Consider the following 19,096-nt stretch of genomic DNA (forward strand, 5'->3'; position numbering starts at 1 on the left):
AGCTGACGCCTGTCTATGGATAGGTGTGGTTTCCGCTGTCGTTCGGCCCCCGCGGCGGCACGTCGACGCGGGCAGTTCGTGCTCTGGGGGAGAGGCAATGGAGATCCAGATCCTGGGACCGCTCGTGCTCGCCCACGCCGGTCACACCGCCACACCGACCGCCCCGAAACCCCGCAGCGTGCTGGGCCTGCTGCTGCTCAACGCGGACCAGACCGTGCCGGTCTCCGCGCTGATCCAGGACCTGTGGGGCGCGTCCCCACCGGTCAGTGCACTGACCACGCTCCAGACGTACGTGCTCCAGATCCGCAAGTGCTTCGCCGGCCTGCTCGACGTCCCGGTCGCCGAGGTGGCCAAGCGGGTGCTGGTCACCGTCCCCGGCGGCTACGTGTTCCGGGTCGGCCCCGACGAGTTCGACCTGCGCCTGTTCGAACAGCTCGCCTCGGCCGGTCGACGCGCCCTGGCGGCCGGTGAGAACGTCGACGCGGCGGCGCTGCTGGTGCGCGCCTGCGCGCTCTGGCGCGGCCCGGCGCTCGCCGACGTACGTGCCGGAACCGTGGCCGAGCCCCGCCTCAAGGCGCTGGAACAGACCCGGCTCACCACCGTCGAACAGTGCATCGAGGCGCGCATGCGCCTCGGCCACCACCAGGACGTACTGGCCGAACTCACCCTGCTCATCGCCGAGCACGGGCTCAACGAGAACCTCTGCGCGCAGCTGATGGTGGCGTTGCACCGCAGCGGCCAGCGGCGCGAGGCCCTGGCGGTCTTCCACCGGCTGCGCACCTCCATGGTGGAGGAACTGGGGCTGGAGCCGTCGAAGCGGCTGCACCTGCTCCAACAGGCGGTCCTCGCCGACGATCCGGCGCTGGAGGTGGCGCCCCGGGACGACGGACTGACCCAACTGCTCGACCACCTCGCCCTCCAGCGGCCCCGGACCCGGTAGCCGTCCCCGTCCGGCAACGTCCTGTCCCTCCCGGCGGCTGTTCATCCGGGCGCGGCCGGATGGCCGACCGTCACCTCCGCCCTCGCCGGCCGGCGCACACCGCCGGCGGACGGGGTGAGCGCCGCCAGCGCCTGCCGTCCCGACGTGGCCACGTCGTCGCGTCGCTGCTCGCGGAGCACCGCGAGGACGCGGGCGTGCAGCCGGGTCCGGCGCAGCAACGGAAGGCCGTGGTAGAGCACGTCGCGCATCAGGGCATGGGCGAACCGCACCCGCCCCGGTGCGGGCTCGACGAGCAGGCCGGCCGCCACGCCGGCCTCCAGGCCGGCGAGGACCGGTTCCTCCGGTCCGCCATCGACCGCGAGCAGGAGATCGACGTCGACCTCCACGCCACAGACCGCGGCGTGCCGCAGCACCGTCCGCGCGTCCGAGGGCAACCGTGCCAACCGGTGGGCCAGCAGGTGCCCGAGGCCGGCGGGCACCCCGTCGCGGGCCGCCGCCGGCCCCTCCGCCGCCACCAGCCCGGCCAGCTCGATGGCGAACAGCGGATTGCCCGCCGCGCGTTCCCGGACCGTGCGCAGCAGCGCGGCGTCGTGCACGCCGTGCCGGCGCAGCAACGCGGTGACGGCCTGCGCGTCGAGACCACCGAGCGGAACCTCGACCGCCGGTACGCCGGCCAGTGCCGCCCGCGCCGCCACCACGTCGTCGGTCATCTCGTCCGGCCGGTAGGTCACCACCACCAGCACCGGGGCGCCGGTGAGCGCGGCGGCGAGCTGCCGCAGCACCCGCAGGGTAGCCCCGTCGCCGTGGTGGACGTCCTCGACGACCAGCAGCAGCGGACCGTGCCCGGTCAGCCGGGACAGGTGGGCGGACAGCGCCCGACAGAGGTGGAACTCGTCGTACCCGCCCCGCGTGTCGTCCGGCCCGGCGGGGTCCGTCAGCGGGCGCAGGTCCCGGTCCCCGGTCTCCCCGGGCGGCAGGAACCGCCTGGTGGCGGCGACCACCTCACGCCACGCCCACGCCGGCGGAGCACCCGCCACCGGCGGGCAGGTGCCGACCGCCGTGCGCCACCCGGCGTCGGCGAGGGCCCCGGCGAGCTGCCGCACCAGCGTCGACTTCCCCGCCCCGGCCTCCGCGCCGAGCCAGCAGATGCCGAGCCCCGACCGGGCGGCCCGGTCGGCCGCCGCCCGCAGCCGGGTCAGTTCCGCCGTACGTCCCCACACCTGGTGCGGGTCCGGCGCGGCGGGCGGCCCGCTCGCCGCCGACGGCGGGCCGGGATCGGCGCGCACCGGCGGCCCGGGGACGGCCGGCTCCAGCCGGGGGCTCTGCCGTAGCAGGTCCGTCTCCAGGGCCCGCAGGGCCCGGCTGGGGTCGATGCCCAACTGCTCCGCCAGCGTCGCACGGATCGTACGCAGCACGTCCAACGCGTCGGCCTGCCGACCGAGGCGGTACAGGGCGACCGCGAGCAGCATCGCGGCCCGTTCCCGCAGCGGATGCTCGCGGACGTGCGGGTCGAGGTCGCGCACCACCTCGTGCGGTCGGTCGAGTTCGAGCAGGAGCCCGGCGCGCTGCTCGACGGCGCCCGCCCGGAGCTGGGTCAGCCGCTCCCCCTCCCGGTCCGCCCACGGCTGGCCACCGAACTCGGCGTACGGGGCGTCGGCACCCCAGCAGGCGAGCGCCGCGTCGAGGACGGCGAGCGCCGCGACAGGACCGGGCGCGGTGTCCGGCGTCGCCGACCGCAGCGCCGCCTCGAACCGCCAGGCGTCCACCTGCGTGGTCGGTAGCCGCAGGGCGTACCCGGGGGCGACGGTGACCAGGACCCGGGCGGGGGTCCGGGCGCGACGGTCCGGTTCCAGGACACGGCGCAGGTTCGACACGTACACCTGCAGGGCGGCCCGGGCCCGGGGCGGCGGGTCGCCCGCCCACAGATCGTCGACGAGCCGGTCCACCGACACGACGTGCCCGCCGCCGGCGACGAGCCGGGCCAGCACCGCACGTTGCCGGGGCGCGCCGAGGTCGACAGGCATGCCGTCGCGGACCGCCCGCACCGGCCCGAGCACGCCGACCGCCGTCACGCCCGGCCCCCGCTCAGCGGGTGGAGATGCCCCCGCTGAGCGCGGCGGAGGTCAGACCGGCCTCGTTCGCGACCACCACCACGTGCACGAAGGCCTGCGGCATGTGGGTGAAGTGCCAGGTACGCCGCCCGGTGTCCGGGGTGCCGTAGATGACCGCCCGCGCGACGCCGACCTCGGTGGTGGGGATCGGCGCACCCCAGGTGGGCTGCGGGGTCGGCAGCGACGGCCCGCCCGGCGGGGTGGTGGGCAGCCCCGGATCGGTCGGGGTGTCGTCCGGTGTGGTCTGCAGCCAGCTCAGGTCGATCCGGTAGTTGTCCTCCCGCACCGAGTTGTCGGTGAAGGTGACGTCCAACGTCCGCTTGCCCTCCTGGTAGCCGGCGGACAGCGTCAGCCCGCTCGGCGTCGCCGGGCTGATCCGGTACTGCGGACACGACAGCGGCACGACCTCCGGCACCGGCTGGCTGCCGTCGGGCACGTTGTTCGCGGTGACACAGAACGTGTGCACCCCGGCCAGCGCCGAACTCGGCACGGTGAACGAGAAGCCGACGAAACCGCCCCGCTCGACGTGCCACAGGTTCGCCGGGCGGGTCACCGCCGGCGGCACGTCGGTCTGCACCGTCACCTGCACCGGGCCGCCGTTGGGGTCGCTGGCCCAGCCACTGACCCGGACCGCCCCGCCGACGTACTCCCACGACTCCAGCCAGCCCATCGGGTACCTGTCGCTGCCCACCGGCGGGGGAGTCGGCTCGGCCGGGCCGTCGTCGCAGGCCGGTGGCGGGTTGGGTACGTCGCAGTAGGGGCGGGCGAGGGCGGTGCCGGCCGCGGTCACGGTCAGCCCGGCACTGAGGGTGAGCGCCAGGCCGATGGCGAGGATTCTCTTCATCCGTCCAGCACAGCAAGCACCACTTGGCGTGCACCTGGCGTGCCCGGTGGCGGCCCCGTTCAGCCGTCACCAAGTGACGCGCGGTCCCATCGGTCGGGGCAACGACCTGCCCGGGGTGCGGTCGCACCAGGACGGAGGGAACGGTATGGGCACCATGGTGGTCACCGGGTCGGTGGACGGCATCGGTCGGCGTACCGCGGCGCAGCTCGTCGCCGCCGGGCACCGCGTCGTACTGCACGCCCGCGACGAGCAACGGGCGGCGGTCGCCAAGGCGGCGGTCCCCGACGCGGCCGGAATCGTCGTCGGCGACCTGGGTTCCCTCGAGGAGACCACGGCGCTGGCCCGGTCGCTGGCCGCGTTCGGCAGGTACGACGCGATCGTCCACAACGCCGGGATCGCCCGCCTCGACGCCGTCGAGCGGGAGCTGACCGGCGACGGGCTGGAGTCGACGTTCCAGGTCAACGTGCTCGCGCCGTACCTGCTGACGGCGCTGCTGCCGCCGCCAGGGCGGCTGGTGTTCGTGTCGTCGGCGATGGCCGCCGACGGGGTGGCCGACCTGACCGACCTGCGCTACGACACCCGCCCCTTCGACGGCATCGAGGCGTACTGCACCTCGAAGCTGCTGGACCTGGCGCTCGCCGTCGCCGTCGCCCGCCGCTGGCCCGCCACCCTGAGCAACGCCCTCGATCCCGGCTGGGTGCGCACCCGGATGGGTGGTGCCACCGCCCCGACCAGCCCCGACGACGCCGCCCGCGCCCAGGTGCGCCTCGCCGTGGGCACCGACCCCGACGTCCTGGCCAGCGGGCGGTACGTCAGCACCCGCGACTGGCGGCCGTCGCCGTCGCGGCTCGCCGGGCTCGGGGAGGACCTGCTGGCCTACTGTGCGCAGCTCACCGGCGTCACCCTGCCCGATGCCCGACCGCGCCGACCCGCCGACGGTGGCGTCCCGCCGGCCGGGTGACCGCCCGACTCCGGCCCGACCGGCGGTCGGGCCGCCGGCCGGCCCGTGACCGGGGTCGCGGTCGCCCCCGGTCACGACAGGCCCGGGACCGGGGCCGCCGGGGCCTCGGCCGGGCTGGGCGCGCCCAGCCCGTGGTCGCGGGCCAGGGCGATCGCCTCGGCGCGGCTGCCCAGGTGCAGCTTGACCAGGATGACCGAGACGTTGTTGCGGACGGTCTTGGCGCTCAACCCGAGCCGGTGCGCGATCAGCGGATTCGACAGCCCCCGGGCGAGCAGTTCGAGGATCTCCCGTTCCCGGTCGGTGAGCTGCGGGAACGGAACGTCGGCGCGGGCACCCAGCAGCGCGCCGGCCCGGTCGGCGAGCGGGCCCCCGAGGACCAGGTCACCGCCGGCCACCCCCCGGATGCCCCGCTCCACGTCGGCGGCGGAGGCGCCCTTGAGCAGGTAGCCGCGGGCTCCGGCGCGCAGCGCGGCGACCAGGGACGCGTCGTCGTTGAGCATGCTCACCACCAGCACCCGCACCGACGGATGGTCGCGGCGCAGCAGCCGGGTCACCTCGATCCCCGACCCCTGGCCGAGGTGCAGGTCCATCAGCACCACGTCCGGGCGTACCCGGGCCACGAGCGCCACGGCGGTCGACGCGTCGGCGGCCTCGCCCACGCACTCGATGCCACCCAGAGTGTCGAGCAGCGCGCCCATGCCCAGCCGGAAGACCGGGTGGTCGTCCACCACGGCGACGCGGATCGGGGTGTCGGTCACGGCTGCTCCAGGGGGACGGTCAGGCAGACGGTGGTGCCCCGGGAGCCGGCCGGCCCCACGGTGAGGGTCGCGCCCACCGCCTCGGCCCGCTCCCGCATCGCGTGCAGGCCGACGCCGTGGCCGGTGGGGCCGGACGGAAGGCCCCGACCCTGATCGGTGACGGTGACCCGCAGCCGGTCGGGCCGCTGGTCCAGCGACACGGTGCACCGGTCCACCCCGGCGTGCCGCTGCACGTTGCGGATCGCCTCGGCGGTGACCCCGTAGGCGGCGGTCGCGACCGGTTCCGGCAGCGGCGTCAGGGTGGCCGGCCCGTGCAGCACGATCCGCAGGCCGCTGCGGGCGTACTGGTCCCGCAGCAGGTGCAGGGCGGGGCTCAGGCCGCCGTCGGCGAGCACCGGGGGCAGCAGGCCGTGCGCCATGTCCCGCACCTCCGCCGCCCGTGCCGTCAGCTCGCCGGTCAACCTGTCCAGCAGGTCCTCGGCCCGTTCCGGGTCCCGGCGCAGCAGGTTGCGGGTGGCGGCCAGTCCCAACCCGATGCCGCTGAGCGCGGGGCCGAGACCGTCGTGCAGGTCGCGGCGCAGGGAGCGGCGTTCCTCGTCGCGCACCTCGGCCAGCCGTTGGCGCGAGCGGGCCAGGTCCCGGTTGGTGCCGGCCAGGTCCACGACCGCGGCGACCACCGGAGCGAGGACGGCGAGCGACTCGCGGGCCCGCCCGTCGAGCAGCTCACCGGGCAGGGGCCAGGCGTGCAACTGGCCGACGAGCCGGTCGCCGCTGGTCAACGGCACGGTCAACGGACAGCCGTACGGGTCCGGCGGTGGCTGCGGCCCACCCTCGGTGATGCGCACCTCGGCGAGCCGGAGCGCGGCGGCGATCGTCGCGCTGATCTCGGTGGTGCTGCCGACGCTGTGCACCACCCGGTGCAGCAGCGGCTCCGGGGCCTCACCGTGCACGAGCCGGTCCACCCGCCGCTGCACCACCTCGCGCATCGGCTGGAAGGCCGCCGCGAGCACCCCGGTCACGACGAGTTGCGGCAGCGGCAGCCGCTGCGGCAGCAACCGGTCGAGCAGCGCCACCGTCGCGCAGTAGGCGGCGATCACCACCGCGGTCATCAGGTACCACACGAGGGTGCGGCGCACGGCCAGCCGCAGCCCCCACAGCTGCTGGCGCAGCACCACCACCGCCACCGCGGCGGGAAAGAACGCCTGCGAGGCGAGCATCAGCAGCGCCGGCAGGGCCGCCGGGACGGCCGGGGGCAGCAGGGTGGCGAGGAAGGCCAGGGTGAGCAGCCCGCTGCCGGCCGTCGCCCAACCGAGGCCGTGGCGTTGCGCGGCGGGACCACGTCGCCACCGCCACCCCAACCCGGCGCAGGCCAGCAGGCCGAGCCCGACCAGCGGGTACGGCAGGACGGGCAGCAGCGCGGCCCGCACGCCCCGCAGCCCGTCCGGCAGCGGCAGCACCCCCAGCGGCGGTGGCGCGGTGACGGCGGCGGCCATCGTCACCACCACGTAGCCGACCCCGGCGGCGACCGCGCCCCGGCCGAACCGCTCCAACGGCCGGTCCGGCAGCAGCCAGGGCATCACCACGACCAGCGCGTACAGGCCGGGCACCCAGGCCCACCGGTGCAGCGCGGTCAGCACCGGTGGCCCGCCCACGACGAGCTGCCACTGGCCGGCACAGGCGGCGACCGCGCTGCCCAGCGCCGCCGCGCAGGCGATCACGGCGGGCATCCGGCTGCCGGTCCGCTGCCGGCTCAGGATCAGCCACGCCAGGGTGCCGTAGACGATGCCGTCCAGCAGGTCGACCAGCGAGTAGAGCTGGGCGGCGGACCACGACGGCGTCGCCACCGCCCAGGCGACGACCGCGCCGAGGCTGAGCAGGACGGTGCCGGTGAGCACCGCCCACCCGGTCGACCGCGCGGTCACAGATACGTTCGGCATGGCCGGTCCACTGTCCCAGCATGACCACCACCACCGCCACGGACAGCGGCACCGGCCGCCGTCGGCATCGGGGACCGCACCAGCACACCCACGGGCTTCCTCCGGATCACCGCGCGCCGCCGGATCGGACGCGCAGCGCAGCCTGGTCCGCGTCCTGTCCCGCCGGCCAGGGGTGGATGTCCCGCGCCGTCGGGACCGGCGCATCGACCGTCAGGTGGCAGGGGAGGTGCGCGGGTCCTAGGGTGACGGCTCGACCGTCCACCGAGGGGGAACCCGTGCCGTCGCACCGACCAGCCCGTTGGCGTACCGCCGCTGCCGCCCTGACCCTGGTCGTGGGGCTTCCCGCCTGCGCGCAGCACCGCCCGCAGCGACCACCGGCCCCGGTCGAGCAGACCCCCGAGCGGCTGCGCGACGGGCCCGACCCGTCGCCCCCGCCGGGCCCGGCGTCGGCCTGGTCGGTGTCGCTGCGACGGATCGACCAGGAGGTGGGGGAGACCGGTCAGCTCATCGTCGTCCCCGACGAGCGGGAGTTGCGGGCGGTGGACCGGGGCACAGGGCAGGAGCGGTGGCGGCACCCGCTCGACGGCGGCTACCGGTACGTGATCGCCGACGGGTCCATCGTGGCCGGCGACAACGACGGCGGCGGCGTGGAGGTGCTCGACGCGCTCACGGGGGCCACCCGGTGGCGGGCCGACGGCAGTCAGGACGTCGTCGTGCAGGGCACGGTCGTCCACGCCCGGGAATGCGTCGGTGCCGGCACGAAGGCGACCTGCGTGATCATCGGCCGGGAGCTGGAGAGCGGCCGCCAACTGTGGAAACTGCCCTCCGACCGGTTCGCCCGGGTCAGCGACGTGACCCTCGGCGCGCGCCTGCCGTACGCGCCGGCCGCCGGCCGGTACGTCGTGGTGCGGCTGAGCGCCTCCGCCCGGGCGGCCACCTACACCCCCGTCGCCCCCACCACCGGGCGGGCCGGCGCCGGGCGGCTGCCGAACCGGGCCTGGTTCGGCTTCGCCGCCGACGACCTGCTGGTCAGCACCGACCACGACCCGCCCGAGGGGGACGGGCGCTGCACGGTCAGCATCGCCAGCGTCGACGCGCGCACCGGGGCGAAGGGCTGGTCCGGCGCGGTCTACAGCGGGCGTCGGGAGGACGGCGGGTGCGCCAAGCGGCTGGCGCACCCCCGCAGCGGCAGGGAGCTGATCGGGGCCGGGACCCGGCTCGTCGCGGTCACCGCCGACGAGCGACCGCAACTGGTCGACCTGCGCACCGGTCGGACGGTCTGGCAGGGTGCCAACGCGGGCGTGCCGATCGACGGCGACGACCGGTCGGTCCTGGTACGCGACACCGCCGACACGGGTGCGCTGGCGTTGCTCGACCTGGCCACCGGCGTCTCCCGCTGGACCGCGCCGGACCCGATGCTGCCCGGCACGTCGGCGAGCTGGCGGTCGGCGGTGACGGCCGGGCTGGTGGCGGTCAGCGCAGCCGAGGACGAGCGCCCGATGGTGCTCGTGTACGAGGTGGACACCGGCCGGCAGCTCGGCCGCTATCCGGGGTGGCTCGTCGGAGCCGGCACGGACCGGGTGGCGGTCAGCCGCTCCGGTGCCGGTGGCCTCACGGTCGACCTGTACACCTTCTGACCGCCACCCGGACGGTCAGTCGTCGTCGCCGTCGTCGTCCTGGTCGTCGGAGTCGTCGTCCTGGTCGTCGGAGTCGTCGTCGCGACCGGACAGGTCGTCGGCGTCCGCCTTCTCCTGCTCGGACTTGACGATGCCGCCGCTGTCCCGGTCGACGTCGATCTCGTGCTCGGTGTCGCCGTCGATGATCTCCACGCTCCAGACCGGGCGGTCCCCCTCCTGCTCCCGCTCGACCTCGGTGATCCGACCACCACCCACCTTGGCCAGCGCGATCTCACCGGCCCGCTGCTGGCTCACCGCGTCGTCGGTGGCCGGGGCGGTGCTGCCACCCGGCGTCCCCGTCGTCGGGCCGCCACCCGGCGTCCCCGCCGTCGGCGTACCGCCGGGGGTGGCGGCCGTCGGCGCGACGGTGGGGTCCACCGGGGCCGGGGCGGTGGTCGCGGTGGCGGTGGGGCCGGGGGCCCGTTCCGCGGCGGACACGCCGATCGCCGTGCCGGTGACGGCGAGGACGGCGGCGCCGCCGGCAGCGGCCAGGAGCAGGGATGTGCGCTTCATGATGCGTACCTCCGGAGTTTCTCGGTTGGTGCGCCCAGCGTGCTCCGGCGGTGGATAGCGGCGCGCTGCGCCGACCCTAAGCTCCGGTTAAGGCCGACCGGGGCGGCCCGAGCCGCAGCGTCACCACCGCGCCACCCTGCGCGCCCGACCCCAGGTCGAGCCGGCCGCCGCTGGCCTGCGCGGCCCGCCGGGCGATGTCCAGGCCCAGCCCGGTCGAGCCGGCCTGGCTGGCCCCCCGTTCCACCAGCACGGCCGGTATCCCCGGTCCCGCGTCGTGGACGGTCAGCGCGGCCCCGGCCCCTTCCCGGGTCAACCGGACGGTGAAGCCGGTGCCCTCCGGGGTGTGCGCGAAGACGTTGCCCAGCAGCGCGTCCACGGCCGCGGCCAACTCGTCGGCGGGCACCCCGACCGGCAGCGGCCCGGCCGCGAGGTCGAGGTCGACGGTGCGGCCGGTGTCCTCGGCCAGCACCGACCAGAAGGCGACCCGTTCCCCCACGATCGCGGCGGCGTCGGCGGCGACCGCGCCGGGAGCACCGTCGACCGGGTCGCTGCGCCAGCGCGCCTGCCGGATCAGGCCGGTCACCGCCCGCTCCAACCCGTCCACGGCCGCCGCCACCCGGGCCGCGTCGTCCGGGTCACGCAGCGACTCCGCCTCCAGCCGCAACGCCGTCAACGGTGTCCGCAGCCGGTGCGACAGGTCCGCCACCTGCTCGCGTTCCTCCCGCAGCAGCACCTGGATCCGGGCGGCCAGGTGGTTGAGCGCACCGGCGACCTCCCGCAGCTCCGGCGGGCCGGCCGGTTCGGCGCGGGCGGTCAGCTCGGCGTTGGCCAGCCGGTGCGAGACCGAGGACAGCTCGGTGATCGGTCGGACCAGGGTGCGGGCCAGCCGGTCGGCCACGGCGAGGCCGAGCAGCACGAGCACGATGCCGAGGGCGGCCAGCACCAGCCAGGCGCGGGCCACCCCGGCGGTGACGTCGGCGCGGGGCACCACGGTGCGGATCACGCCGGTGCCGTCGGGCCGGCCCTGCACCGCGATCACGATCTCCCGACCGCCGTCCAGCTCCGCGGTGAGGCTCTGGCCCCGGGCGGCGAGCGCCACCGCGGGGGTACGCGGCTCCTGCGCGCCGAGCACCGTGCCGTCGGGCAGGTAGACGCTGACCGGCCGCCCCGACTCGGCGGTGAGCTGTTCCACGGTCAACCGGATCGTCGCGGTGTCGGCGGTGCCGACGACCGGCACCAGCCCCTGCACGTCGGCGGTCGCCCGGACGGTGGCCCGGTCCTCGGCGACCGTGCGCACCAGCAGGGCCAGCGGCACCAGGAAGGCCACCAGGATCAGGCAACTGGTCGCCGCGACCAGCAGCGCCAGCCGCCGTCTCATCCGTCGTCCCCGATCAGGAGCAGGGTTGCCACCGCTAGGCAGGCTAGCCGGTGCCACCGGCTGACGGGCCGGCTCTTAACCTCCGCTTATCCTGCCGCCGGGCCCGGCTTGGCGACGGGTCGGGCATAGTCGGGGCATGGGTCGCCGTACGCTCCTCGCCACCGCCGGCTGGCTGGCCGCCGCCGTGCTCGCCACCCTGATCGGGGTGGCCGCGATCCGGCTGGTCGGGGAGAGCATCACCGGCACCCCCGGCGGGGTGCGCAGCCAGGCCGAGGTGGAGCGGGCCCTGGCGGCCCCCGAGCCGACCCCGGCGGCACCGTCGGCCCCGGCGGCGTCCGCGTCGTCGTCCCCGACCGTCGGCCCCGCCGCGACGCCCGGCCAGCGTCGCAGCTTCTCCACCCCCGGCGGTACGGCGGTCGCCGAGTGCGTCGGGTCCGAGGTGCGGCTGGTCTCCTGGGCACCGGCGCAGGACTACCGGGTGAAGGACGTGGACCGGGGCCCGGACGACGACGCCGAGGTGACCTTCGCCGGCCCGGCGGGGGAGTTCGAGGTGAACGTGGGCTGCATCGGCGGCGAACCGGTCGCCCGTCCGGGCGACAACGACTGAGCGTCGGGTCGGCCCGCCGACTCAGCCGTCGTCCGTGCCGGTGTCCACGGTCGGGAAGGTGACCTGCACCCGCAGCCCGTCGCGGCCGGTGGAGGAGGCGGTGATGATGCCCTCGTGCGCCCGGGTGATCGAACGGGCGATCGCCAGGCCGAGGCCCGCGCCGCCGCTGTGGTCGATTCGCTTGCCGAACCGGCGTCGGAACGGCTCGAACAGGGCGGCGACCTCGTCCGGGGGGACGTCGTCGCCGGTGTTCTCGACCACCAGCGCCGGATCGGTGCCCACCTGAACCGTAAGGGTGCCGTCGGGCCGGTTGTACTTCAGGCCGTTCTGCACCAGGTTGACGACCAGCCGTTCCAGCAGCACCTGCTCACCGACGACCAGCCGGGGGCTCAGCCGGCTGACGATCGTGACCCCGGCCTGCTCGGCGCGGCTGCGGTGGGCGTCGAGCACCGTCGCGACGATCCGGTCGAGCCGCAGCGGGACGCGGGTCAGCAGGCCACGGTCGCTCTCGCTGAGCACCAGCAGCCCCTCGATGAGGCGTTCGTTGCGTTCGTTGGTCTCCAGCAGTTGCGCGGCGAGCAGTGCGAGCTGGTCGTCGGTGAGGGTGCGGGTCAGGCCGACCTCGATCAGGGTGCGCTGGACGGCCAACGGGGTGCGCAGCTCGTGGGACGCGTCGGCGGCGAACCGGCGCTGCGCCTCGTAGCCCACCGCGATCCGGTCCATCATCTCGTCGATGGTGCGGCCGAGGACGGCCAGCTCATCGCGGCCGGGACCGGGCCTGAGCCGGTGGCCCAGGTTCTGCGGCCCGACGTCGGCGATCACCGGGACGAGGTCCCGCAGCGGACGCAGGCACCAGCGCACGGCCGGGTAGGCGGCGGCCAGCAGGGTCAGCAGCACGATCGTCACGGCGATCGCCAGGGGGATGCTCGGCCGCCGGAACACCTGGACGCAGACGAACGGGGCGTCGTCGCCCGGCGCCCGCAACTCGGGGATGGTGCACCACGACGGGCCGAACTCCCGCCACAGCGCGAGCAGCAGGTCGGCGGCCGTCGTCACGAACGGGGCGACGAGCAGGAGCGCCCCGACGACCAGGAGCATCCGCCGGGCCGGTGAGGGCAGGTTCATGCCCCGAGCCGGTAGCCGACCCGGGGCACGGTGTGGATCACCGGCGGGTCCCCGAGCTTGCGGCGCAGGGTCATCACGGTGGTCCGTACCGTGTTGGTGAACGGGTCGGCGTTCTCGTCCCACGCCTGTTCCAGCAGGTCCTCGGCGCTGACCACCCGGCCGCCGGCGCGCATCAGCACGTGCAGGACGGCGTACTCCTTGGGCGACAGCGCCAGCGGCATCCCGTCCCGGGTGGCCGTGTGCCGGGTGACGTCCAGCACGAGGCCGTCCTGTTCCAGCACCGGGGGCAGCGCCGGGGTCGAGCGCCGGGACAGCGCCTGCAACCGGGCGACGAGTTCGGCGAAGGCGAACGGCTTGGTCAGGTAGTCGTCCGCGCCCAGGCCGAGGCCCTCGACGCGGTGCCGGATGCCGGCGGCGGCGGTCAGCAGCAGCACCCGGGTGCCGGTGGCGGAGCCGGCGATCCACCGGCACACCTCGTCGCCGGTCTGGCCGGGCATGTCCCGGTCGAGCACTGCCACGTCGTAGCGGTTGACGGCGAGCCGTTCCAGGGCGCTGTCGCCGTCGTAGACCACGTCGACGGCCATGGACAACCGGCGCAGCCCCTCGGCGACCATGTCGGCCAGCACCCGCTCGTCGTCGGCCATCAGCACCCGCACGCCGTCCCCCTCCCGTCGCCTCCCCCGTGCCCGGGACCGCCCGCAAGGCTGGCACCCGGCGCATAAAGAACCGATAAGGGTGCCGCTGACGCCGCCCGCACGGCCGGGGGCGCAGCATCGCAGCGTTCCTGCTCCCGTACGTACAGGCTGGTGAACCCGTGCTCCGACTCGCCACACAGTGTGTCATGGTCGCCGTGGCGGCCACGGCGGTTGCCGTCGCTCCCGTCGCGCCCCGGCCGGCGTCGGCGATCGCCCACGGCGAGGACGCGGCCGACGGCGCGTACCGGTTCACCGCCCGGCTGACCATGACGGGTCTGCCGGCGGGCGGCGGCGGCACCCGGGACAGTTGGTGTTCCGGCGCGCTGGTCGCCCCGCGCTGGGTGATCACCGCCGGCCACTGCTTCCGTACCCCGGACGGCCGGCGGGTCAGCCGGACGGTGGCGGAGCGGACCACCGTCACGGTGGGGCGGACGGACCTTGGCGGCCGGGACGGCTACGAGGCCGGCGTCGTCGCGGTCCGTCAGGCGGACGGCGCGGACGTGGCCCTGGTCGAACTCGACACCGCGGTCACCGGTGTGCCGCCGCTGGAGATCGCCGACGGGCCGCCGGTGGCCGGCGAGGTGCTGCGGTTGACCGGGTACGGCCTGACCGCCGCCGACGCCGCCGCGCCGACGGACCGGCTCCAGACCGGCGAGTTCACCGTCGACCGGGTCGGTGCGGACCTCGTCGAGACCTCCGGCCGGCGACCCCGGGCGGACACCAGCCCGTGTCCGCACGACTCCGGCGGCCCCTACTTCCGGGAGCGCGCCGACGGTACGGCCGTCCTGGTGGCCCTGGTCAGCACCGGGCCGGGATGTCCCCATCCGGGCCCCGACTTCAGTGCCCGCACCGACGTCCTCGGGGAGTGGATCGCCGCCACCGTCGACCCGTCCCCGGTGCCGGTCCGGTGGCTGTCGGTCGGTGCCGGCGCGGGGGTGGTGCTGCTGTCGGCGGCCCTGGCGGTGCTGCGTCGCCGGCACGCGGGCGGCCACCGGCGATCGTCGATCCCGCAGGTCGGAGGCCGGATGCGGAAGTGAATCCGCGTCTTGCGCGGCCCTCGGTGCAGGTGTACAACTATCGCAGCTAGGTACACATCTAGCTTTCGGTGGTATGCAACAGTGGGGGCCGGGTGTGGACCGCTTAAGGATCGGTGTCGTCGGAGTCGGGGTCCAGGGACAGCTGCACGCCCGCGCGCTGCGCGACGTGCGGCAGGCCGAACTGGTCGCCGTCGCCGACATCTCGCCGGGTAACCGGCAATGGGCCGAGACCCACCTGGGCGTGCGGGCCGTCCCGGACGTCGGCGACCTCCTCGACGAGGTCGACGCGGTGAGCGTCTGCACACCTGACCACCTGCACGAGGACGCGACCCTCGCCGCGCTCGCGGCGGGCAAGCGGGTGCTGCTGGAGAAGCCGATGGCGCTGTCGCGGGCCAGTTGCGACCGGATCATCGCCGGCCGGCCCGATCCCGACGCGCTCATGATCGGCCACGTGCTGCGGTTCGACCCCCGGGTGCTGCGCCTGCGCGAGGTGGTGCGCTCCGGCGAACTCGGGGACATCTGGCACGTCAAGGTGTGGCGGTGCACCTCGCAGGCGGTGGGCGAGGGGATCTGGGACCGGACCTCGGTCGCCTGGTTCCTCGGCATCCACGACGCCGACCTGCTCCGGTTCGTGACAGGCCGCGAGGTCGAGGTCACCGGCGCGGTCGGCCGCAAGGTGCTCTCGCCCAGCCACGACGTCGTGCACGCCACCGTGCGCTTCGACGACGGGGCCATCGGCACGATGGAGAACACCTGGACGTTGCCGCACTCCCGTCCGTCGCGCGCCGACGCCGGCCTGCGGATCGTCGGCGAGCACGGCATCCTCGAGATGAACCTCTCGCACAACGACCTGCTGTACGCCCGCCGCGACGGGGTGGCCAGCTTCATGGACACCTACTTCTGGCCCAGCCGCGACGGCGGCGGCGCCTACAACCTGCGTACCGAGCTGGAGGCGTTCGTCGACGCCGCGCTGACCGGCGGACCGACACCGGTCAGCGGCGAGGAGGGCCGCGCGGCCGTCGTCGTCGTCGAGGACATCGAGGCGGCGCTGGCCGACGACCCGCCGCCCGGCCACTGAGGGGTCCGGGATGCTGCGGTACGCGCTGCGTCGCCTCGCGATCTCGGTGCTGGTCCTGTTCGGCGCGGCGACGGTGGTCTTCTTCGCGATGCGGGCGGTCTCCGGCGACCCGGCGACCGCGGTGCTCGGCCCGGACGCCGACCAGTCGGCCGTCGAGGCGTTGCGCCGGGAGTACGGGCTCGACGCCTCGCTACCCGTCCAGTACGTCCAGTTCCTCCGACGGGCCGTCACCCTCGACTTCGGTGAGTCGTTCCGGCTGCACGACGCCGCGACGAACCTGGTGCTCACCCACCTGTCGGCCACGGCCGCCCTGGCGCTGACCGCCTTCGCCATCGCCCTGGTCCTCGGGTTCGCCCTGGGCACCCTGGCCGCGACCCGACCCAACGGCGTCGTGGACCGGGTGGTCTCGGTGCTGTCGATGCTCACCCAGTCCCTGCCGACGTTCTGGGTCGGCATCATGCTGATCCTGGTCTTCTCCCGGTTCCTGCACCTGCTGCCCAGCTCCGGCGCGGCGTCCCCGGCCGCGATGGTCATGCCGGCGGTGACGCTGGCCCTGCCGCTGCTCAGCGTGGTGCTCCGGCTGGTCCGCTCCGGGCTGCTCGACGTGCTGCACGAGGACTACGTGGTCACCGCCCGGGCCAAGGGCCTGTCCGAGACCCGGGTCGTCGGCTGGCACGCCATGCGCAACATGCTGATCCCCGTCGTCACCGTGGCCGGCCTGGAGTTCGGCAGCCTGCTCGGTGGCGCGGTGATCGTCGAGACCGTCTTCGCCTGGCCGGGGGTGGGCCGGCTGATGACCGACGCCATCGCCGCCCGCGACTACTCGGTCGTGCAGGCCTGCGTGATCACCGTCGCGGTGATCTTCATCGTCATCAACCTGCTCGTCGACCTGCTGTACGTCCGGCTGGACCCCCGGGTCCGCGAGAGCGTCTGAGAGGTGACCACCGTGTCCGACGGCGTACCCGGCCCGGCCGTGCTCGGCGCCCCGCTCGTGCCCCCCGACGACGGTCCGCCCGACGCGACGGCGACCCCACCGGCCGCCGCACCCCGGCGTCGGCGTCGCCGGCTGCGCCTGTGGCTCCCGCTCGGGGTGATCGCCGCCTACCTGGTCGCCGGGGTGGTCGGGCCGCTGATCGCCCGGTACGACCCGATCGCGACCTCCGTCACCGACCGGCTGCTCCCCCCGGGCAGCCGGATGTCCGACGGCGGCCTGGCCCTGCTCGGCACCGACCAGGTCGGCCGGGACCTGCTACCCCAGATCATGCAGGGGGCCCGGATCTCGTTGCTGGTCGGCGCGGCGACCCTGCTGCTGGCCGGCACCGTGGGCGCCGCGATCGGCATCCTCTGCGGCTACCTCGGCGGGGTGGTGGACGCGACAGTCATGCGGCTGGCCGACATCCAACTGGCCTTCCCGTCCATCCTGCTCGCCGTCTTCGTCGCCGGCGTGCTCGGTTCCAGCGTCACCAACGTGGTACTCACCCTGTCCATCACCACCTGGCCGATCTTCGCGCGGGTGGCCCGCGCGCAGACCATGGCGACCCGCTCCCGGGACTTCGCCAACGCGGCCCGCACCCTCGGCGCCGGGCCGTGGCACGTCGTGCGGCACTGCGTGCTCCCCGCGGTGGCCAGCCCGTTGCTGGTCATCGCCACCGTCCAGCTCGGATTCGTCATCGTCGCCGAGGCGTCGCTGAGCTTCCTGTCCCTGGGCATCCCGGCCGGCACGCCGAGCTGGGGCACCACCATCGCCAACGGCCGCGACTACCTGGCCAGCGCCTGGTGGATCGCCACCCTGCCAGGCCTGGTCCTGGCCGTCTTCGTGGTCTGCGTCGGCGTGCTCGGCGACGAACTACGGGACCGCTCCGATCCGAACCTCTCCACCCGGTAACCCCGTCAGCGAAATGGGAAGACATGAGATCTTCGACCATCCGGCTCGGTGCGTTGGCCCTCGCCGGCGTACTCGGACTGACCGCGTGCTCCTTCGGCTCCGACGACCCCGCCGGTGACGGCGGCGGCGTCACCACCCTGCGGGTAGCCAACCCGACCCCGGTGGTCTCGTTGAACCCGTTCGCCGCGAACTCGGCCGACCAACCCACCCTCACCGTCGTCCAGGAGGTCTTCGAGACCCTGGTGGTCCGCCAGGACGGGAAGATCGCCCCGAAGCTCGCCGAGAGCTGGACCAACCCCGACCCGCTGACCTGGCAGTTCGTGCTGCGCAGCGGCGTCACCTTCGCCGACGGGACGCCGATGACCAGCGCCGACGTCAAGGCTTCGCTCCGGGCGCTGATCGACGGCAAGGGGCCGCTGGCCGGGCTGTGGGCCACCGTCGACGACATCCGCACCCCCGACGAACGCACCCTGACCATCCACACCACGAGCCAGCTCGGCACCGTGCTGAGCAACCTCACCCTGCTCTGGATCGCCCCCGCCGCCAAGCTCGGCGACAACGCGTTCTTCGACGCCCCGTACGGCACCGGCCCGTTCAAGGTCTCGTCGTTCACCGCCGGGCAGAGCGTGAACCTGGTCCGCAACGACAACTACCGGGGTGACCGGCCGAAGCTGACCAGCATCTCCTACCGCTACATCCCGGAGGTGTCCGGCCGGGTGACGGCGCTGTCGAACAACGAGATCGACGTGACCTGGGGTCTGCCGCCCGACCAGCTGACCGGGCTGCGGGACAACAAGGACCTGACCGTCCGGTCGTTCCCGACGTACGCCAACTACTACATCTGGTTCAACAGCTCCCGCAAGCCGTTCACCGACGCGCGGGTCCGGCAGGCCATGTGGCACGCGGTCGACTTCGCCAAGATCAGCAAGTCGCTGTTCGACCAGGCCGGGACCCCGGCCACCGGACCGCTGCCGGAGGCCGTGTTCGGCGCCGCCGGGCAGAACCCGTACACCTACGACCCGGCCCGGGCCCGGCAGCTGCTCACCGAGGCCGGCTACCCGGACGGGTTCAGCACCACGATGATGTGGAGCAGCGGCTGCTGCACCAACGGCAACTCCTTCGCCGACGCGATGATCAGCGACTGGGCCAAGGTCGGCATCGTGGTCAAGCCCCAGGAACTGGAACGGGCCACCTGGCTGGACAAGCTGCTCAAGCTCGACTGGGACAGCACGATGACCACCGGCAGCACGGTCACCGGCGACGCCGACTTCACCCTGGCCCGGCTCTACCTGTCGACCGCCAAGCGCAACGGCTACGCCAACCCGGAACTCGACCGCATCCTGCTCGCCGCCCGCGCCGAACTCGACCAGGACAAGCGGGCCGCCCTGTACACCCAGGCCGGCAAGATCGTCTGGGACCAGGCGGTCGGCCTCTTCCCGCTCGACCTCAACGGCAACGTCGTGCTGCGCGGCAACGTCGAGGGGTTCACCCCGACCCCGAACGACCTGCCCGACTTCGCCGGCGTATCGCTGCGCTGACCCGAGAACCGGA

General features: G+C 74.6%; 17 protein-coding genes. 9 read left to right on the top strand and 8 right to left on the bottom strand.

Annotated elements, in window-relative coordinates; translation table 11 throughout:
* Positions 1-97 precede the first annotated feature (97 nt).
* On the top strand, positions 98-940 hold the full coding sequence (locus ACN268_RS02635) for an AfsR/SARP family transcriptional regulator (protein ID WP_421481544.1): 843 nt from the start codon (positions 98-100) through the stop codon (positions 938-940).
* A gap of 41 nt (positions 941-981) precedes the next feature.
* Here the strand turns inward: ACN268_RS02635 and ACN268_RS02640 are convergent, their stop codons facing one another.
* Entirely contained in the window at positions 982-3,012 is a 2,031-nt protein-coding gene (locus ACN268_RS02640; protein WP_421481545.1) for a BTAD domain-containing putative transcriptional regulator, read from the bottom strand.
* A gap of 13 nt (positions 3,013-3,025) precedes the next feature.
* On the bottom strand, positions 3,026-3,895 hold the full coding sequence (locus ACN268_RS02645; protein WP_421481546.1) for a hypothetical protein: 870 nt from the start codon (positions 3,893-3,895) through the stop codon (positions 3,026-3,028).
* Positions 3,896-4,040: 145 nt separating this feature from the next.
* Between ACN268_RS02645 and ACN268_RS02650 the strand changes: the two genes are divergently transcribed.
* Positions 4,041-4,856 carry an SDR family NAD(P)-dependent oxidoreductase gene (locus ACN268_RS02650; RefSeq protein ID WP_421481547.1) on the top strand — a complete coding sequence of 272 codons (816 nt, stop codon included), beginning with the start codon at positions 4,041-4,043 and terminating at the stop codon, positions 4,854-4,856.
* Positions 4,857-4,927: 71 nt separating this feature from the next.
* Here the strand turns inward: ACN268_RS02650 and ACN268_RS02655 are convergent, their stop codons facing one another.
* Both ACN268_RS02655 and ACN268_RS02660 read right to left on the bottom strand, forming a co-directional pair.
* Entirely contained in the window at positions 4,928-5,614 is a 687-nt protein-coding gene (locus tag ACN268_RS02655; protein ID WP_421481548.1) for a response regulator, read from the bottom strand.
* The gene (locus tag ACN268_RS02660; RefSeq protein WP_421481549.1) at positions 5,611-7,551 is read right to left on the bottom strand and encodes a sensor histidine kinase; all 1,941 of its coding nucleotides are present in this window, start codon (positions 7,549-7,551) and stop codon (positions 5,611-5,613) included. Before ACN268_RS02660 ends, ACN268_RS02655 begins: the two co-directional genes overlap by 4 nt.
* Positions 7,552-7,793: 242 nt before the next feature.
* On the opposite strand from ACN268_RS02660, the gene ACN268_RS02665 reads away from it, so the two are divergent.
* Positions 7,794-9,188, top strand: a complete 1,395-nt coding sequence (locus tag ACN268_RS02665) for a PQQ-binding-like beta-propeller repeat protein (RefSeq protein ID WP_421481550.1) — start codon at positions 7,794-7,796, stop codon at positions 9,186-9,188.
* A 15-nt stretch (positions 9,189-9,203) separates the two neighbouring features.
* Here ACN268_RS02665 and ACN268_RS02670 read toward each other — a convergent pair whose 3' ends face one another.
* Positions 9,204-9,740, bottom strand: a complete 537-nt coding sequence (locus ACN268_RS02670) for a PepSY domain-containing protein (RefSeq protein WP_421481551.1) — start codon at positions 9,738-9,740, stop codon at positions 9,204-9,206.
* 76 nt (positions 9,741-9,816) lie between these two features.
* Positions 9,817-11,118 (bottom strand): ATP-binding protein, encoded by a 1,302-nt coding sequence (locus tag ACN268_RS02675; RefSeq protein ID WP_421481552.1) that lies wholly within the window; start codon positions 11,116-11,118, stop codon positions 9,817-9,819.
* 136 nt (positions 11,119-11,254) lie between these two features.
* Here ACN268_RS02675 and ACN268_RS02680 point away from each other — a divergent pair, with 136 nt between their 5' ends.
* Positions 11,255-11,725, top strand: a complete 471-nt coding sequence (locus ACN268_RS02680) for a septum formation initiator (RefSeq protein WP_421481553.1) — start codon at positions 11,255-11,257, stop codon at positions 11,723-11,725.
* Between the two features lie 21 nt (positions 11,726-11,746).
* Here ACN268_RS02680 and ACN268_RS02685 read toward each other — a convergent pair whose 3' ends face one another.
* Both ACN268_RS02685 and ACN268_RS02690 read right to left on the bottom strand, forming a co-directional pair.
* Complete coding sequence (locus ACN268_RS02685; protein ID WP_421481554.1) at positions 11,747-12,850, bottom strand: sensor histidine kinase; 1,104 nt, start codon at positions 12,848-12,850, stop codon at positions 11,747-11,749.
* Positions 12,847-13,506 (bottom strand): response regulator transcription factor, encoded by a 660-nt coding sequence (locus ACN268_RS02690; RefSeq protein ID WP_421481555.1) that lies wholly within the window; start codon positions 13,504-13,506, stop codon positions 12,847-12,849. Before ACN268_RS02690 ends, ACN268_RS02685 begins: the two co-directional genes overlap by 4 nt.
* A 185-nt stretch (positions 13,507-13,691) precedes the next feature.
* On the opposite strand from ACN268_RS02690, the gene ACN268_RS02695 reads away from it, so the two are divergent.
* The 5 genes from ACN268_RS02695 to ACN268_RS02715 all read left to right on the top strand — a co-directional run bounded on the left by ACN268_RS02695 (position 13,692) and on the right by ACN268_RS02715 (position 19,083).
* Positions 13,692-14,582 (top strand): S1 family peptidase, encoded by an 891-nt coding sequence (locus tag ACN268_RS02695; RefSeq protein WP_421481556.1) that lies wholly within the window; start codon positions 13,692-13,694, stop codon positions 14,580-14,582.
* Positions 14,583-14,655: 73 nt separating this feature from the next.
* Positions 14,656-15,660 (top strand): Gfo/Idh/MocA family protein, encoded by a 1,005-nt coding sequence (locus ACN268_RS02700; protein ID WP_421481557.1) that lies wholly within the window; start codon positions 14,656-14,658, stop codon positions 15,658-15,660.
* A gap of 10 nt (positions 15,661-15,670) precedes the next feature.
* Positions 15,671-16,594 carry an ABC transporter permease gene (locus tag ACN268_RS02705; protein ID WP_088642602.1) on the top strand — a complete coding sequence of 308 codons (924 nt, stop codon included), beginning with the start codon at positions 15,671-15,673 and terminating at the stop codon, positions 16,592-16,594.
* 3 nt (positions 16,595-16,597) lie between these two features.
* A complete protein-coding gene (locus ACN268_RS02710) occupies positions 16,598-17,545 on the top strand; it encodes an ABC transporter permease (protein ID WP_421481558.1) in 948 nt (315 codons plus the stop codon).
* A gap of 23 nt (positions 17,546-17,568) precedes the next feature.
* The gene (locus ACN268_RS02715) at positions 17,569-19,083 is read left to right on the top strand and encodes an ABC transporter substrate-binding protein (RefSeq protein ID WP_421481559.1); all 1,515 of its coding nucleotides are present in this window, start codon (positions 17,569-17,571) and stop codon (positions 19,081-19,083) included.
* The last annotated feature ends 13 nt before the right edge of the window (positions 19,084-19,096 follow it).

Origin of the sequence: Micromonospora sp. WMMD735 (assembly GCF_049178995.1) — a bacterium.
In the GTDB taxonomy this organism is placed as follows: Bacteria; Actinomycetota; Actinomycetes; order Mycobacteriales; family Micromonosporaceae; genus Micromonospora; species Micromonospora wenchangensis.

Bases quoted from the DNA above. Each gene is read 5' to 3' on its own strand.
- ACN268_RS02700 (WP_421481557.1), top strand. From the start codon at position 14,656: ATGCAACAGTGGGGGCCGGGTGTGGACCGCTTAAGGATCGGTGTCGTC.
- ACN268_RS02680 (WP_421481553.1), top strand. From the start codon at position 11,255: ATGGGTCGCCGTACGCTCCTCGCCACCGCCGGCTGGCTGGCCGCCGCC.
- ACN268_RS02685 (WP_421481554.1), bottom strand. From the start codon at position 12,850: ATGAACCTGCCCTCACCGGCCCGGCGGATGCTCCTGGTCGTCGGGGCG.
- ACN268_RS02650 (WP_421481547.1), top strand. From the start codon at position 4,041: ATGGGCACCATGGTGGTCACCGGGTCGGTGGACGGCATCGGTCGGCGT.
- ACN268_RS02695 (WP_421481556.1), top strand. From the start codon at position 13,692: ATGGTCGCCGTGGCGGCCACGGCGGTTGCCGTCGCTCCCGTCGCGCCC.
- ACN268_RS02645 (WP_421481546.1), bottom strand. From the start codon at position 3,895: ATGAAGAGAATCCTCGCCATCGGCCTGGCGCTCACCCTCAGTGCCGGG.
- ACN268_RS02675 (WP_421481552.1), bottom strand. From the start codon at position 11,118: ATGAGACGGCGGCTGGCGCTGCTGGTCGCGGCGACCAGTTGCCTGATC.
- ACN268_RS02670 (WP_421481551.1), bottom strand. From the start codon at position 9,740: ATGAAGCGCACATCCCTGCTCCTGGCCGCTGCCGGCGGCGCCGCCGTC.
- ACN268_RS02715 (WP_421481559.1), top strand. From the start codon at position 17,569: ATGAGATCTTCGACCATCCGGCTCGGTGCGTTGGCCCTCGCCGGCGTA.
- ACN268_RS02635 (WP_421481544.1), top strand. From the start codon at position 98: ATGGAGATCCAGATCCTGGGACCGCTCGTGCTCGCCCACGCCGGTCAC.
- ACN268_RS02705 (WP_088642602.1), top strand. From the start codon at position 15,671: ATGCTGCGGTACGCGCTGCGTCGCCTCGCGATCTCGGTGCTGGTCCTG.
- ACN268_RS02660 (WP_421481549.1), bottom strand. From the start codon at position 7,551: ATGCCGAACGTATCTGTGACCGCGCGGTCGACCGGGTGGGCGGTGCTC.